Source organism: Methanobrevibacter acididurans (assembly GCF_046197875.1).
GTDB classification, from domain to species: Archaea; Methanobacteriota; Methanobacteria; order Methanobacteriales; family Methanobacteriaceae; genus Methanobrevibacter_A; species Methanobrevibacter_A acididurans.
Genome location: NZ_CP166991.1, coordinates 843583 through 859082, shown reverse-complemented (window position 1 = coordinate 859082; position 15500 = coordinate 843583). Strand labels below are relative to the sequence as shown.

General features: G+C 26.3%; 11 protein-coding genes. 8 read left to right on the top strand and 3 right to left on the bottom strand.

Annotation, left to right across the window (positions count from 1 at the left end):
• Positions 1-236 precede the first annotated feature (236 nt).
• Positions 237-3146 carry an excinuclease ABC subunit UvrA gene (gene uvrA, locus ACA135_RS04275; protein ID WP_409197532.1) on the top strand — a complete coding sequence of 970 codons (2910 nt, stop codon included), beginning with the start codon at positions 237-239 and terminating at the stop codon, positions 3144-3146.
• Between the two features lie 48 nt (positions 3147-3194).
• Here the strand turns inward: uvrA and ACA135_RS04270 are convergent, their stop codons facing one another.
• Positions 3195-4769 (bottom strand): hypothetical protein, encoded by a 1575-nt coding sequence (locus tag ACA135_RS04270; protein WP_409197531.1) that lies wholly within the window; start codon positions 4767-4769, stop codon positions 3195-3197.
• Positions 4770-4986: 217 nt separating this feature from the next.
• On the opposite strand from ACA135_RS04270, the gene ACA135_RS04265 reads away from it, so the two are divergent.
• The 6 genes from ACA135_RS04265 to ACA135_RS04240 all read left to right on the top strand — a co-directional run bounded on the left by ACA135_RS04265 (position 4987) and on the right by ACA135_RS04240 (position 11530).
• On the top strand, positions 4987-5754 hold the full coding sequence (locus ACA135_RS04265; RefSeq protein ID WP_409197530.1) for a DUF4013 domain-containing protein: 768 nt from the start codon (positions 4987-4989) through the stop codon (positions 5752-5754).
• Between the two features lie 285 nt (positions 5755-6039).
• Positions 6040-6882 carry a DUF4013 domain-containing protein gene (locus ACA135_RS04260; protein WP_409197529.1) on the top strand — a complete coding sequence of 281 codons (843 nt, stop codon included), beginning with the start codon at positions 6040-6042 and terminating at the stop codon, positions 6880-6882.
• A 242-nt stretch (positions 6883-7124) separates the two neighbouring features.
• The gene (locus ACA135_RS04255; RefSeq protein WP_409197528.1) at positions 7125-7934 is read left to right on the top strand and encodes a DUF4013 domain-containing protein; all 810 of its coding nucleotides are present in this window, start codon (positions 7125-7127) and stop codon (positions 7932-7934) included.
• Between the two features lie 20 nt (positions 7935-7954).
• Entirely contained in the window at positions 7955-8866 is a 912-nt protein-coding gene (locus tag ACA135_RS04250) for a RimK family alpha-L-glutamate ligase (RefSeq protein WP_409197527.1), read from the top strand.
• Between the two features lie 144 nt (positions 8867-9010).
• Positions 9011-9811, top strand: a complete 801-nt coding sequence (locus ACA135_RS04245) for a DUF368 domain-containing protein (protein WP_409197526.1) — start codon at positions 9011-9013, stop codon at positions 9809-9811.
• A 231-nt stretch (positions 9812-10042) separates the two neighbouring features.
• The gene (locus ACA135_RS04240; protein WP_409197525.1) at positions 10043-11530 is read left to right on the top strand and encodes a TrkH family potassium uptake protein; all 1488 of its coding nucleotides are present in this window, start codon (positions 10043-10045) and stop codon (positions 11528-11530) included.
• 80 nt (positions 11531-11610) lie between these two features.
• Here the strand turns inward: ACA135_RS04240 and ACA135_RS04235 are convergent, their stop codons facing one another.
• The gene (locus tag ACA135_RS04235) at positions 11611-13089 is read right to left on the bottom strand and encodes an IS1182 family transposase (protein ID WP_409197524.1); all 1479 of its coding nucleotides are present in this window, start codon (positions 13087-13089) and stop codon (positions 11611-11613) included.
• A 325-nt stretch (positions 13090-13414) separates the two neighbouring features.
• Between ACA135_RS04235 and ACA135_RS04230 the strand changes: the two genes are divergently transcribed.
• Positions 13415-14953: a TrkH family potassium uptake protein gene (locus ACA135_RS04230; protein WP_409197523.1), complete on the top strand. Its 1539-nt coding sequence runs from the start codon at positions 13415-13417 to the stop codon at positions 14951-14953.
• 12 nt (positions 14954-14965) lie between these two features.
• Here ACA135_RS04230 and ACA135_RS04225 read toward each other — a convergent pair whose 3' ends face one another.
• Positions 14966-15457 carry a hypothetical protein gene (locus ACA135_RS04225; RefSeq protein ID WP_409197522.1) on the bottom strand — a complete coding sequence of 164 codons (492 nt, stop codon included), beginning with the start codon at positions 15455-15457 and terminating at the stop codon, positions 14966-14968.
• Positions 15458-15500: the final 43 nt, after the last annotated feature.

Genomic DNA, 15500 nt, shown 5'->3' with positions numbered 1-15500 from the left:
TTTTTAAAATTATTTATTCTTTTAAATAAAAAAATGTTGTAGGTTATGATATTATTTACCTTTTTTCTTCTTAAAAATAAGATAGTTTTTATACTATAAAACTAATACTTTATTTAATATAAAAACCTAAAAAATAATATTCAAAAAAAATACTTACCAAATGCTATGCTAAAACAAGTATTAAATAAAAAACAAAAAATTAATTAATAAAAATAATAAAGGTGGAAAACACTAAAATGACTACTGATACAAGTAAAAAACAAATCATACTCAAGGGAGCAAGAGAACACAATCTACAAAATATAAACTTATCTCTCCCTAGAGAAGACTTCATAGTAATAACCGGACTAAGTGGATCAGGAAAAACAACCCTTGCATTTGACACAATATATGCAGAAGGACAAAGAAGATATGTAGAATCACTTTCAGCATATGCACGACAATTCCTTGGACAAATGAAAAAACCAGAGGTAGATTACATAGAAGGATTAAGTCCAGCAATAAGTATAGATCAAAAAACTACACGTGAAAATCCAAGATCAACAGTTGGAACAATAACAGAAATCTATGATTACCTAAGATTATTATATGCAAGAATAGGAATACCTCACTGTCCAAAATGTGGAAAGGAAATCAGCCAACAAACCATAGGACAAATAGCACAAAACATCATAAGTGAAGGAGAAGGATTAAAAATACAAATCCTTGCACCAATAATCAAAGACAGAAAAGGACAACATAAAAATGTCTTTGAAGACTTAAGAGAAAAAGGATTTGTAAGAGTACGAGTAGATGGGGAAATTCATGAATTAGAAGAAACATTTAACCTTAAAAAAACATTCAAACATACAATAGAAGTAATTGTTGATAGATTAATAATAAGAAAAGATCTAGACTTCAACAGAAGATTATCTGACTCATTAGAGACAGCTAGTCAATTTGGAGAAGGAGTAATAAATGTCCTTTATGAAAACAAACAAGGCGATAAATATGAGAAAATGTACTCTGAAGACTTTGCATGTCCTGACTGTGGGATAAGCTTTGATGAATTATCTCCAAGAATGTTCAGTTTCAATAGTCCTCATGGGGCATGTCCAGAATGTAATGGAATAGGGTCCAAATTAGAAATCAACCCTGATTTAGTAGTGCCTAATCCTGATTTAACCTTAAACGAAGGAGCAATAATACCATGGAGTAAAAATAATAAAAAAGAAGGATATTACAGTCAAATGCTACAAGCATTATCCAATCATTACAATTTCAGCATGGATGTACCATTCAAGGACTTACCAAAAGAAATACAAGACATAATACTATTTGGAACAGATGAAAGAATAGCCTTTGCATTTCAAAGAAGAAATAAATCATATCATGTAAACCGTAAATATGAAGGAGTAGTAGTAAGATTACAAAGATTATACTTTGAAACCAAATCTAATGGAAATCGGAAATATATTAAAAAATTTATGAGTGATCGTGAATGTTATGTTTGTCATGGAAGAAGATTAAAACCAGAAGCACTAGCAGTAACAGTAGGAGAATTAAATATTGCAGAAATATGTGAATTAGCAATAAAAGACTCTTATCAATTCTTCCAAGACTTAAAACTAAGTGATAGGGACCAATTCATAGCAAAAGAAATCCTAAAAGAAATAAATCAAAGACTCAAATTCTTAATTGATGTAGGCTTAGATTATATAAGCTTATCAAGAAGTAGTGGAACTTTATCTGGAGGAGAAGCACAAAGAATAAGATTAGCTACACAAATAGGTTCAGGATTAGTGGGTGTATGTTATATCCTTGATGAACCAAGTATAGGATTACATCAAAGAGATAATCTAAAATTAATTGATGCATTAAAACATTTAAGAGACATAGGTAACACTCTAATCATTGTAGAACACGATGAAGAAACAATTTTATCTGCAGATTATGTAGTAGATATTGGACCGGGAGCAGGTGAACATGGAGGAAACATTGTAGCAGCAGGCACACCATTAGAAATAATGGAATCTCCAGATTCAATAACAGGTAAATACTTATCTCGGAAAGAAACAATATCCATACCAGATAAACGCAGAGAAGGAAATGGTAAAAACATAATAATACATGGGGCACGTCAAAACAATTTAAAAAATATAGATGTAACCATACCATTAGGACTATTTACTTGTATAACTGGAGTAAGTGGATCTGGTAAAAGTAGTTTAATAAATCAAATACTTTATAAAGGACTCGCAACTATAATAAACCGCAAATACATGTATGCAGGTGAACATGACAGTATTGATGGTGCAAGAAACATTGATAAAATCATAATAATTGACCAAAAACCAATAGGACGAACACCAAGAAGTAATCCAGCAACATATATAGGATTATTCACACCTATACGTGAATTATTTGCTAAAACACCATTAGCTAAAGCAAGAGGATATAAACCTGGTCGATTTAGTTTTAATGTTAAAGGTGGAAGATGTGAAGCCTGTCATGGGGATGGAATAGTGCAAATTGAAATGCATTTCTTAGCAGATGTATTTGTTCCATGTGATGTTTGTAAAGGTAAACGATATAATGAAGAAACATTAGATGTGCGTTATAAAGGAAAAAACATTTATGAAGTGCTGGAAATGACCGTAGAAGAGGCATTAGATTTCTTTGAAAATGTGCCAAATATTTATAAAAAACTAAAAACCTTAAATGATGTAGGATTAGGATATATGAAACTAGGTCAACCTGCAACAACTCTTTCAGGTGGAGAAGCACAACGTGTCAAACTAGCTAAAGAATTATCTCGAGCAAGTACAGGTAAAACTTTATACATCCTTGATGAACCAACTACTGGATTACACTTTGCAGATATAAAAAGATTACTTAGTGTATTAAATCGTTTAACAGATGCAGGAAACAGTGTAGTAGTGATAGAACATAATTTGGATGTTATAAAAACTGCGGATCATATAATAGATTTAGGTCCAGAAGGAGGAGACGGTGGTGGAAGAGTAATCGCTACAGGAACACCAGAGGAAGTGGCGGAAAGTGGAACATATACTGGAGATTACTTAAAAGAAATATTAAATGAAAATATTACACCATTAGCTAAAAAATTAATTGAAGAACATAATACAAAAATAGAAAGTAAATAAAAAATTTTAGAAAATTATAAAAAAAATAGTATGAAATTTTTAATGATATTATTTCTTACCAGTTATTCTGGAGATTTTATCATTAATATATCTTAAAACATACTCATTACTTTCTTTATTAATTAATTTTTTTAATTCAGGAACACTATTAATCTTTTTAACAGCAGCATAACGTACTTCCCAATCATTATCTGAGATAGCAATTTTTTTAATAACTGAATCCTTTTTAAGCTTGTTAGTAGCTTCAACACGTGTATCTTTATAATGGGAATTTAATGCTAATTTTTCTAAAGTATCAAGATTTCTTATTTTTTGTGTTGCATGTATACGTATTTTATTATATCCAGGGTTTTCACTTAATTCAATAAATGATTCTTCTTGTTTAAGTTTATTAAAAGATTCATGTCTAGTATCTTCAAAACTACTATTAACACTTATTTCCTTTAAAACATTCTCAGATTTTATTTTATTTAATGCAACTTTTCTAATCTTACTATTTTGATTATTTTCTGCAATCTCTTCTAAATATTTCTCATCAGTAAACTTAGGATTTTCTATAGCAATTTTACAAATATATTCATCATCTTCTTTATCAATAATGTCTTTTAAAAGTTTTTGATTACCTATTTTTTTTATTGCATCAATTCTCACAAATTTATCCTTATTATTCTTTGCTAAATCTTCTAAGATTTCTGGTTTTGTAATTTTTTTCATTGCTTCAATTAGTATGGAGTGATCTTTACTTTCATTTAAAATTTTACTCAATGTTTCTTCATCATTTAATTTCTCTATAGCTACTAATTGAACTTCCTTATTTTCAGTGTTTAATGCTATTTCTTTTATTAAATCTTGATTTTCTTCAGGAATTTTATTCATTGCATAAGCTCTTACTTTTTCATTTTCCTCATTTTTAGCAATACCTCTTAAAAGATCAACATCAGTAATATGATTAATTACTTCCATTTTAACATCTTTATCAGAATTATTTTTAATGATTTCTTCAAATAAATCTTTATCATTTTTTTCCATTTTTTGTAAGGCTTTAACTACAATATTTTTATTGCTGGAATTTAATGCTATTTTCTTATAATTTTTTTCCTTTTCAATCTTGTTTAAAGCTTCTGATTGGATTTTTTTATCTTTAGCATTAATTGCAATATCTGTTAAAATTTCTTCATCATCAATTTCATCTAATGATTTTTGTCTTGCTTGTTTATTCTTATCATTTTTTGCAACTTCAGCAAAAGCCCTTTTTTCATCCCCTAATAATTTCCAAGCAACCATTCTTGAATCAGTGTATTCAGCATTTTTTGCCACATCATGAATAATTGAAGGTTTTTCAATACGATTTATTGCAAATAATCTCACATATTTATCTTTAAAGTGTTTACCTACTTCAGCTAAATCTTTTTGATCTCTAATTTGACTTACTGCAGCTAATCGCACATGTCTATTATTACTTGTTTTTGCAAGGTCTTTTAGGATATCATTCCCTCTTTTTTCATGTTCTTTTTTTGTTAAATCTTTTTCTGTCTGTTTTTGGTTTCCCTCTTCCACTATATTTTGGTCTTCTTTATCTTGGTTTTCTTTTTTATCCTTTTTTAAGAAATTGAATAATCCCATATTACTTTTCACCTCACATTTTTTAAGTTAATTATATGTTTCTTATTTATATTATAAGTTTCTATAATCCATTTAGTTTGGTTAATATTTCGTATTATGTTCTAATTTAGAATAGATAATACGTTAAAGTTTAATTTTTTTTTAAATTATTTCTAAATAATTAAATATTATTAATTAATAAAATAAGATTATATAATAATATGTGAGGTGAAAATTCATGGAAATTACTGATAATTTAAAAGAATCATTAAATTTTCCTATTCAAAATTATGAAAAATGGTTAATTCTTGGTTTATTATTCTTAATTATAGGAATATTTAGTTACTTAAATACAACTTATTCTAGTAGTGCAATGTCTATTATAAATGATATTGTTGATATTGTTCTTGGTTTAATCCTTTTTGGATATTCTATTAGTATTTTAAAATCTACTATTAATGGGGATGTTCTTCCACAATTTGATATTGTTAAAAATATTGTTGATGGGGTTAAGGTTGCAGTTTTAGATTTTGTATATTTAATCATACCTACTATAATAACTATTCTTGTAGCATGGGGTACTGGAATTTTCTCAAATTTCATTAAATTAGTTACTGTTGTTGCAAATAATAGTACAACTCCTGTACCTGCAAGTTTATCTGCAAGTTTAGGTTATGGAATAATTATCACTACTATAGTTGCGATTATAGTATTTGTTATATTCATTTTATTTGCTTATATTGGTATGGCTCGTATGGCTGAATATGATAGCTTAAAAGCAGGATTATCCTTTGTTGAAGTTTTCCATAAAATAGGTTCTATTGGATGGATGAAATATGTTGGATGGTTTATACTTTTTGTTATTGTTTTAATGGTTTTAAGTTTAATTAGTGGTTTAATTAGTCTAATTCCTTATGTTGGTACATTTATAGCTGCTTTCATTGTTAGTTCATTTATAATGCTATTTACTTATCGTTCATTAGGAAATGTATATAATGATGGATAACACTTTTAACTACTCCCATTTTTTTATTTTTTTTTAAAAAACTTTTTAAGTATTTTTTTAATAATTCTACTTTTTTTGAACAAAATTTTATAAAAGTCTAAAAAAAGATTTTATGTTCAATTTTTAACTTACAAATACATTAATACTCCTAATTTTTATTAAAAAAATTTAAATACTTTAAACAATAAAACTTTAAGTATAATTATTATTTTATAATAATTAATTAATTTTTTTATTAAGATTTATTAAAGAAAAAACTTAAAAAATTAAGGAAGTGTTTTCGAGTTGAATGTAACTCAAATGGTTAAAAAATCCTTAAAATATCCTTTTGAAAACAAAAAAGAATGGTTGTTACTAGGTTTAGTATTTTGTATTATAGAATTATTTAATGGCATTGCAGAAACATTAGTAAGTCCAGAACTTGCAGGGGTTATAAAATTTATTTCATTATTAATAGCAGTTTTTGTTGCTGGTTATGAAGTAAGTGTAATTCACCATGCAATTCATGAATTAGAAGGGGCTCCTAGTTTTAATTGGAAGAAAAGTCTAATTGAAGGTTTCAGATCCAAAGTATTTTATATTTTATATTTGATGATACCTGTAGTAATTATCTATTTTGTGGCATTTATAACTGGACTCGGTAAGAATATTGGAATTGTAACTACTGCTATTAAAACTCATAAATATTTAAGTACAGTAATTGCTAATCAAGGATTAAGTGATGCTTTTAAAATTAGTCAATTATCTACAATAGTACCAATGGATGTTATAAACAGTCTTATTGCTGGTTTAATTATAACATCAATAGTTGCCTTAGTTGTAATTTTCTTATTTGTAATGTTTTCAGTTATAGGTCATATTATAAGTGATACTCATGGATTTAAACATGGTTTCAATCATAAATTAATATTTGAAAAAATTGGTAATATTGGTTGGGGTAAAATGTTATTATGGTATATTAGTTTAATTATTATAGCATTTGCATTACTCATTTTAGCCACTATTATAGCAGAAATATTACCATTTGAAATCGGTGTATATATAGATATGCTATTCATAATATCTTACATATTTATGGCTGGTTTCCATTATGTTGGAATGATTTATACAGAAGCAGAATCAGAATAATATTTAGATATAAAATTTTTAATTTATTTTTTTATAGAGTATAATGAAATAATATTATTTATTTATTTTTTATACTCATTATTTATTTTTTAAATACTCATGCTTATTTTTAGAAAAAATTTACAATTACTTGAAATTCTTATTACCCTACTAATTCTAATGAAAGAAATATATTTAAATATAGATGAATATTAAAATAATACTATTATAATAATATTTAATCTAAAAGGAATTGAGTATACATGGGTTCATTAAGTTTACTTAAACAATCATTAAATTATCCAATCAAAGATAAAAAGGACTTCATTGTTATAGCAGTAATATTATCTTTAACTCAAATCGTAGATTTTATATTAATTTCAATTTTAAATATAAATTCATCAGCCATTATAAGTACAATTACTTTATTTTTTAACATGATAATATTTGGTTATTTATTAAATGTGATAAAAAGCAAAATAAAAAATCATGATGAAATGCCTATTTTTTATTTTAGAAAAAATTTAATTCCAGGAGTAAAAGCATCAATTCTTAGATTAATATACTTCATAATACCCATATTTTTCACTGTTATATTATCATTTTTCTTAAAATATAAGATAGATATATTACATAAGATTCCTGAGTTAATATTACTTATACTAAAACAGTCTTATACTTTAAAAGGTTCAGCAAATGCTCTTTATGTTTTCTCGGATTTAATATTTCATAATTTGTTTTTAGCAGTATTTGCATTGATTTTATTAATTATTTTTGATATTGCAGGATTTATTGCAATAGGAAGACTTGCAGAAACAAATAGTTTAAGAGAAGGTTTAAAGGTTAAAAAGATATTTAAAAAAATAAGATCAATAGGTTGGTCCAAGTATATTCATTGGTATGTAATCTTTGTTATTTTCACAATAATTTATACATTATTCACAGCAATAATAAGTTTAATTCCAATTGTCGGAGTATATATTGTAAGTTTCATTTTAGCTCCTTATTATTTGCTCTTTAAATATCGTGAAATTGGAATAATGTATAAACAATCAAAAAATAATGAATTTTAAAAATTAATGAGGGTTTTTTTATGAAAGGCTTAATATTAATAGAAGATAATTTAGAGGAATATATTAAAAAAGGAAAAACTCCAAAAGGAATTAAATTACTCTTAAAAATTTTTAAGAAAAATAATATAGAAACAGATTTAGTTAATTATAAAAACATTAAATTCGATTTAAATCAAAATAATCTTAAATTTACTATTAACAATAAAATATCACTTAATCCAGATTTTGTTTTAAGTATAATTGTTCCAGAACCAGAAAATCCTGATTATTATAATATTAAAAAATGTTTTGAATACTTAAATATTAAAGTTATAAACCCTATTGATAATGTGAATCTAGCTAGAAATAAGTTTTTAACATTAGTAAAAATCAAAAATCATTTGTCTAATATTAATGTTCCAAAAACTATGGAAATTAGAAACTTTGAAGATTCAAAAAATATTATACATGAATTAGGTTTACCACTTGTAATAAAATTAAATAATGGTTATGGGGGTGAAGGAATAAGTTTAATCAATAATGAAATGGAATTAATACAGGAACTAAAAAGTATTAGTTTAAAAGAAGAATCTTATATTGCTCAGGAAGCTATAATGACAAGCACTGGTCGTGATGTTAGAATTGTAATTTTAAATAATCAATTTTTTTATAGTTTTGAACGGTATAATCAAAATGATTTTAGATCTAATAAACATCAAGGTGGGAGATTCAAGGATTATACCCCGTCTAAAGACTTAATAAATCTTGCTATTGATATTTCTAAAATTTTAGGTTTAGATTACTGTGGGATAGACTTTCTTTTTGGTGAATCAGATACATTTTATTTATGTGAAGTAAATACTTTCCCGGGGTTTTCTTATATATTAAAAAAGTATGATGAAGAAGATACTAGTTTTTTAGATAAAATTTATTATTTATTTAATTATTTTTGATATTATGAAAACATATAATTATTTATATTCGTATAAATAAAGTGTAATTAATATTTCTTTATTATAAAAATTATATTTATAAAGGTTATTTTGATGAATAGTAAATTGAAAAACGCATTTTATATTTTTATCCGTGGATTATGCATGGGTTCAGCAGATATTGTTCCAGGAGTAAGTGGTGGGACAATAGCTTTAATAACAGGAATTTACGAACATTTAATTGGGGCGATTAGTAATATTAAATTTATATGGTTAAAACCATTACTCCATGGTGATTTTCATTCCTTTAAAACTAAATTATTAGAAGATATTGATTTTGAATTTTTCATACCATTACTTTTAGGTATAGCTATTGCTTTCCTGTCATTGGCAAAGGTTATTAATTTTTGTTTAGATGTATATACTGCTTATACTTTTGCTTTCTTTTTAGGATTAATTATAGCATCAGCTTATATTTTATACACTGAACTTGATGAAGTTAATATAAAAAGTTTCATTGTTGTTGCGATATTTACAGTTTTAACTTTCATTTTTGTTGGTTTAAATCCTATTGCAGCTAATCATTCTATACCAATAATTTTCATATCTGCACTTATAGCTATTTGTGCTATGATTTTACCGGGTATTAGTGGATCATTTGTTCTTTTACTTTTAGGTCAATATCAATATATGCTTACTTGTTTAGCTAATTTAAAAATAGCTGACATTATAACATTCGTTTTAGGTGCTGTTATTGGTCTTCTTGGTTTCAGTCGTGTTATTAAATGGTTATTAGAACATTATAAAGCAGCTACTATTAGTGCTCTTATTGGTATTATGTTAGGTACTGTCCGTTTACCTTATGTTAAGATGGCATCTAGTATGGCTGGAACTAATATAATTGCTATTATTGCTTTAGTAATTATTGGATTTTTTGTTATTTATATACTTGAAAAGAAGTTTTAAATGGTTTAAATTTAATCCAATTTAAACAATCTTTTTCTCTATTTTTTTCTATTTTTCCCCTATTTTTTAAATAAAAGCTTATTATAGTTTATTTTTGTATTAGTATTTTTAATAATTTTAATAATTTTACGTCTTTTTTTCAATAAGTTAATATATTAAAAAGTATAATAAAATATATGTTAATTTTTTTTTAAAGATTCTTTTTACATTTGGGATAGGAGGTTATAATAAATGGTATTTATAAAACGAAAATATTTAATAGATTTAGAAACACTTCTTCATTACTTTGGAGAAGTTGGAATATTTATTGGAATTTCATTATTTGTCCCAATTATTATAGCGTTAATTTATGGAGAAGAAGCATATATAACTCCATTTTTATATGTTGGTATTTTCAGTATAGTTATTTCTTTAATTCTCAAATTTGGATTTAAAAAACGAAATAAAATGTCAATTAAGTTAAGTATGTTCTTTGTAATGTTCATATGGTTATATATTTCATTTTTAGGAGCATTACCTTACTATATTTCTGGTGAATTAACTTTTGTAAATGCATTTTTTGAAGCTATGAGTGGTTTTACTACAACTGGTTTCACAATGTTTTCACCAACCCAAGTAATACCTTATTGTATTAACTTTTGGAGAGGTTTCACACAATGGATTGGTGGTTTAGGAATAGTATTCATGGTTTTAAGTATTATGCAAATTGTTGGAAATGATGTTAAACCATTATACAATGCTGAAGGACGAGATGAACGTATATTCCCAAGTATTAAACATACAACTAAATCAATGCTTTTAATTTATGCTGGGATAACCGTTGCCGGTATTATATTATTTATTCTTGCGGGAATGCCTGTTTTTGATAGTATTTTCTACTCTTTCAGTGCAATATCAACTGGGGGATTTGCTTTAACTTCTTCTAGTATTTATTATTATAATAGTTTTCTTATAGAATTAGTTGCTATAATTTTAATGATTTTAGGTGGGACAAATTTCAACTTACATTATGTAGTTTTAAAAGGTAAATGGAAAGAATATTTTAAAGATATTGAAACAAAAATCTTTTTAGTAGTCTCATTAGTGAGTATTCTTGTTATAGGATTACTTTTAACTTATCATAATGTATACGGGTCTAATATTTTCCATAATTTCCGTTTTGCACTTTTCCAAGTAGTATCTGCTATTACAACTACTGGTTTACAAACAAGTTTCGCCCCAGAATTACATGGTGGTTACACTAATTTAGGAGTGTTCATTCTTGTTATTATAATGATTATAGGTGCAGGTACTGGATCTACTGGTGGGGGTATTAAACTTGAAAGGGTTGGAATAATGTATCATTCTATTCAAAACCATATTAAAAGTTTACTTGAACCTTCTAATGCAGTAGTAGTTAATAAGTACCATCATATTAAGGATTACCGGATTGATGATAAGATGATGAAGTATACTTTAACCTTCATTTCACTTTACTTAATCATTTATATTATCAGTGTTTTAATTGTCTTATTGTATTGTAATGATTTATCTGGTGTATTATTTGAAATTGCATCTGCTATGGGTAATGTTGGTTTAGGTGATGGATTAGTTGGCCCTACTTCACCTTTAGTTGTAAAATTAGTTTATACTTTTGACTTTTGGGCTGGACGTTTAGAAATTTGGCCTGTTGTTATTGTATTTTATAATATTGCAAGAAAATTACATAAAACAATTTAACTTATTTTTTTAACTTTTTTTTTTAAAGTTTTGAGGGTTGGCCATAAATAGTTTTTGATATTTTTTGGTATTACTTTTTTTTATTTTTCTGTGGTTTTGCATTTTAGGTTGAGTGTTGCTCCTATTTTTTCTATGAATTGGTTTATGTTGTCTGTTTCGTCATATGTGTTTTTGATTATGTGGTTTAGTCTTTTTAGGTTGTATGTTAGTGCTTGTAGTGCTAGTATGTGTTCTGTGTGTTGTATTCCTGTTGTTGGTAGTTCATTTATGTGGTAGTAGGTTTTGAGTGTTCCGAATGGTGCTTCTACTGTGCTTGATCTTTTTTTAAACATGGTTTTGTATTCTTTTGTTTCCATTTGTTTTTTCATTTTTAGGGCTGTGTTACTTGTGAATTCTGTTATTTGTCTTTGTGTTCCTTTGTAGCATTTTTCTTTATCCTGGCAGTCTTGGCATGCATTGTAGTTCCAGTATCTTCTTTCGATTTTATAAGGTTTTGTTTCATTTTCTAAGTAATGTTTGATTTCTTGTTGGAAAGGTAGTTCTTGTTTATTTGGGCAAATGTAAGTGTCTTTTTCTAGATCATGCTTGAAGTGGTCTTTATGGAATGGGTTTTCACTTAATCTTCCTGTGTTTTCTCGAGTTTGTTTTCTATCTGGTATTAGTCCTTTGATATTATTTTGTTCTAGGTATTGGAAGCTGGTTTCGGTGTGGTATCCTGTATCTGCACTTACATATTCTGGTTCATCGTTGATGTTATTTATTGCATTTTTCACTATTTCTGGTAATTCATAATGGTCTGTTGGTTTTTGTGAAACTTTTACTGCACAAATAAGTTTGGAAACGGTGTCTACAGCGCTTTGAACATTGTATGCGACCTCATTTAATCCTTGTTTATTATGCATCCAACGAGCTTCAACATCGTTTACAGGTACTGTATTTTGACCGGACATCTTTATTTGGGTTTGTAACTCAAATAGTAATTCTAATTTATCTTCATTGTTTAAATCTGTTCGTTCAATCAATTTACGTGCTGGACGTGGGAGTTTTTTAATTTTCTTATTAGGTAACTTTAATCCACTATAATACTGAATTAAAGTATTAATGTCCTTTTCATGTAAAACATTAAATTTAGAGTTGTATGCTTTTTTAATAGTTCCATCGATGGATATATGCTTAAAATCTGTGATTCCTAATTCATTTGCAAAAAGTAAAGTACTTCCAATAAAAACATTAAATAAATAACCATAATCACGGATGAATCTTCGAATACTTCTTTGAGAAGGTTTAATTCCATTAGAAACATATAAATAAATTTTATGATACTTAGCATGATCTTCTATAACTTTAGAACTAGTAACACCCTCATTAAAAGCATAAATAATTAATTTAAACATTTCACGAACCGGTAAAACAGGCCTACCCTTTCCTCCCATGTTTTCTTCAACCTCTAAAACTGGGAAAAATTCATCAACAAAACGCACAATAAAACGAGAAAGATGATCCTTAGGAATATCATCATCTAAACGCTCCAATTTAAAACTAGATTGTTTAATATCCATAACTAACACCAATAAATTAATAATACTTAATATTAATATATTTAACTACTAGTATATAAATATAACTATTTAAAAACACTTAAAATAAAAAAATAAACACAAAAAATTAATATAAAACAATACCACTAAAATAAAACACATTAAAAAAAATTAACACCCAAAAATGACAACAAAAATAAAAAAAACATGAAAAATAATAACTTAAAAAAATAAAATAAAAAAAAGTATTACAAAAAATTAAAAAATCGATTTTTGGCCAACCCTCGTTTTATTAATGATAAAAATAATATAATACTATTTATTCATCTTAGGGTTTATGTTCAAAATGTTTATTAAAAGCCGTAAATTTTCAAATAATTTTGAAACTCTTCTTCATTACTTTGGTGATGCTGGTCTAGTAGTAGGATTAGTTATTCTACTCCCTATTTTTGTAGCATTTATTTACAAAGAATATGAATTTGTTTTTCCTTTTTTTGTTGTTGGTGTTTCTACAATTTTTGTTTCATTACTCCTTATTCATTTTTGTAAAAGAAAAAGTGAAATGACTTTAAAATTAAGTATGTATCTTGCTGTTTTTCTTTGGTTATATTTTGCACTTATTGCGGCATTTCCTTATTTTATAAGTGGGGAGTTAAGTTTTCTTAATGCTTATTTTGAAGCTATGAGTGGTTTAACAACTACTGGGTATAGTATGTTTCCAGATACTGGTGCAATACCTTACACTATTAATTTTTGGAGAGGTTTCACACAATGGTTTGGTGGCTTAGGAATAATTTTTATGGTTTTAAGTTTAATGCAAGTTGCTGGAAATGATGTTACTCCTTTATATCAAGCTGAGGGGAGAAATGAACGTATTTTCCCTAGTATTCGACATACTACAAAATTAATGTTAGTTTTTTATTTATGTTTTACAGCAGTTGGTATTATATGTTTTATTATAGCAGGAATGCCCGTTTTTGATAGTGTATTCTATACTTTTACTGCTTTATCTGGTGGTGGATTTGCTACTAGTAATAATAGTATTTTCCAATATGATAGTTTTAGAATTGAAGTAGTAGCTATGGTTCTAATGATTTTAGGTGCTACTAACTTTAATTTACATTTTATGGTATTTAAGGGTCATATTAAAGAGTATTTTAAAGATATTGAAACTAAAGTTTTTTTAACTGTTTTAATAGTTTCTACACTATTTTTAACAATTCTTTTATTAAATAATCATGTTTATGGTGCTAGTATTTTTGAAAATTTCCGTTTTGCACTTTTCCAGGTAGTATCTGCTATTACAACTACTGGTTTGCAAACTAGTTTTCCTGCACAATTACATCAAGGTTACTATGCAATAGGTACATTAGTTTTAACTATTATTATGATTATAGGTGCAGGTACTGGATCTACTGGAGGAGGTATTAAATGGTATAGAATAGGAGTTATGGTAAAAAGTATTAAAATTCAAATTCTTCATTTATTAAAACCTAGTAAAGCTATTGTACATGCGAAATATTATCATTTGAAAAAGCATGTTATAACAGACCAAATTATGAAAAATACCTTAATGTTTATTTTAATTTATTTAATAGTTTTTGTTCTTAGTACAATGATTGTTTTAATTTATTATAATGATTTTTCAGGTGTGCTCTTTGAGATTGCTTCAGCTATGGGTAATGTAGGTTTAAGTGATGGTTTAATGACTTATCAATCTCCAAGTATAGCTAAGATTGTTTATATTATTGATTTTTGGATTGGTCGTTTAGAAATTTGGCCTGTTCTTATTGTGATTTATAGTATTTTAAGAAAATTTAAAAAAGTAGGTAGAACTGTTGAGAAAGAAGAGAAAGTTGAAATTAAGAAATTGGAAAATAAGTAAATATAATTTCTTTTATAAATATTTCTCTATTCCAGTATCTAATTTTTTCCATACATTAAATGTTACTTCTGGTAATCTTGTTACAAGGTTGGTTAGTTGATCTTGTATTTCTTCAGATTTTTCATTTATTGGTGTTGGTTCATTTGCTGTGTTAAAGTATATTGCAATTTTTTCATCTACTTTTATTACACCTTTTTTCTTAAGTTTTATTTTATCTAACATTACACCTATAAGGTTTAGTTGATAAATTAGATTAGCTTTCTCATCATTATCAAATATTGAATATTCAATAGTATAAAGTTCATTTTTCTTATATTCTTCATACTTTAATCTTAGGTAACTGTAAGCATTATTGTTTATTGGATAATAATAATCAAAGTCTTCATCTTTAAAATCAACTTTCTTAAAAATCAAAACTCTATTATCACTAGCTTCAACCTTATCTAACAATTCTGGTTTTAAATCCTTTCTAATGCCACTAATCTTACTTTCAAAATCTTTCATAAAAAAACTTCCCCATATTATAAAATAATACAAAATATATCTA

Coding starts and splice junctions, on each gene's coding strand:
- uvrA (WP_409197532.1), top strand. CDS start 237: ATGACTACTGATACAAGTAAAAAACAAATCATACTCAAGGGAGCAAGA.
- ACA135_RS04270 (WP_409197531.1), bottom strand. CDS start 4,769: ATGGGATTATTCAATTTCTTAAAAAAGGATAAAAAAGAAAACCAAGAT.
- ACA135_RS04265 (WP_409197530.1), top strand. CDS start 4,987: ATGGAAATTACTGATAATTTAAAAGAATCATTAAATTTTCCTATTCAA.
- ACA135_RS04255 (WP_409197528.1), top strand. CDS start 7,125: ATGGGTTCATTAAGTTTACTTAAACAATCATTAAATTATCCAATCAAA.
- ACA135_RS04250 (WP_409197527.1), top strand. CDS start 7,955: ATGAAAGGCTTAATATTAATAGAAGATAATTTAGAGGAATATATTAAA.
- ACA135_RS04245 (WP_409197526.1), top strand. CDS start 9,011: ATGGGTTCAGCAGATATTGTTCCAGGAGTAAGTGGTGGGACAATAGCT.
- ACA135_RS04240 (WP_409197525.1), top strand. CDS start 10,043: ATGGTATTTATAAAACGAAAATATTTAATAGATTTAGAAACACTTCTT.
- ACA135_RS04235 (WP_409197524.1), bottom strand. CDS start 13,089: ATGGATATTAAACAATCTAGTTTTAAATTGGAGCGTTTAGATGATGAT.
- ACA135_RS04230 (WP_409197523.1), top strand. CDS start 13,415: ATGTTTATTAAAAGCCGTAAATTTTCAAATAATTTTGAAACTCTTCTT.
- ACA135_RS04225 (WP_409197522.1), bottom strand. CDS start 15,457: ATGAAAGATTTTGAAAGTAAGATTAGTGGCATTAGAAAGGATTTAAAA.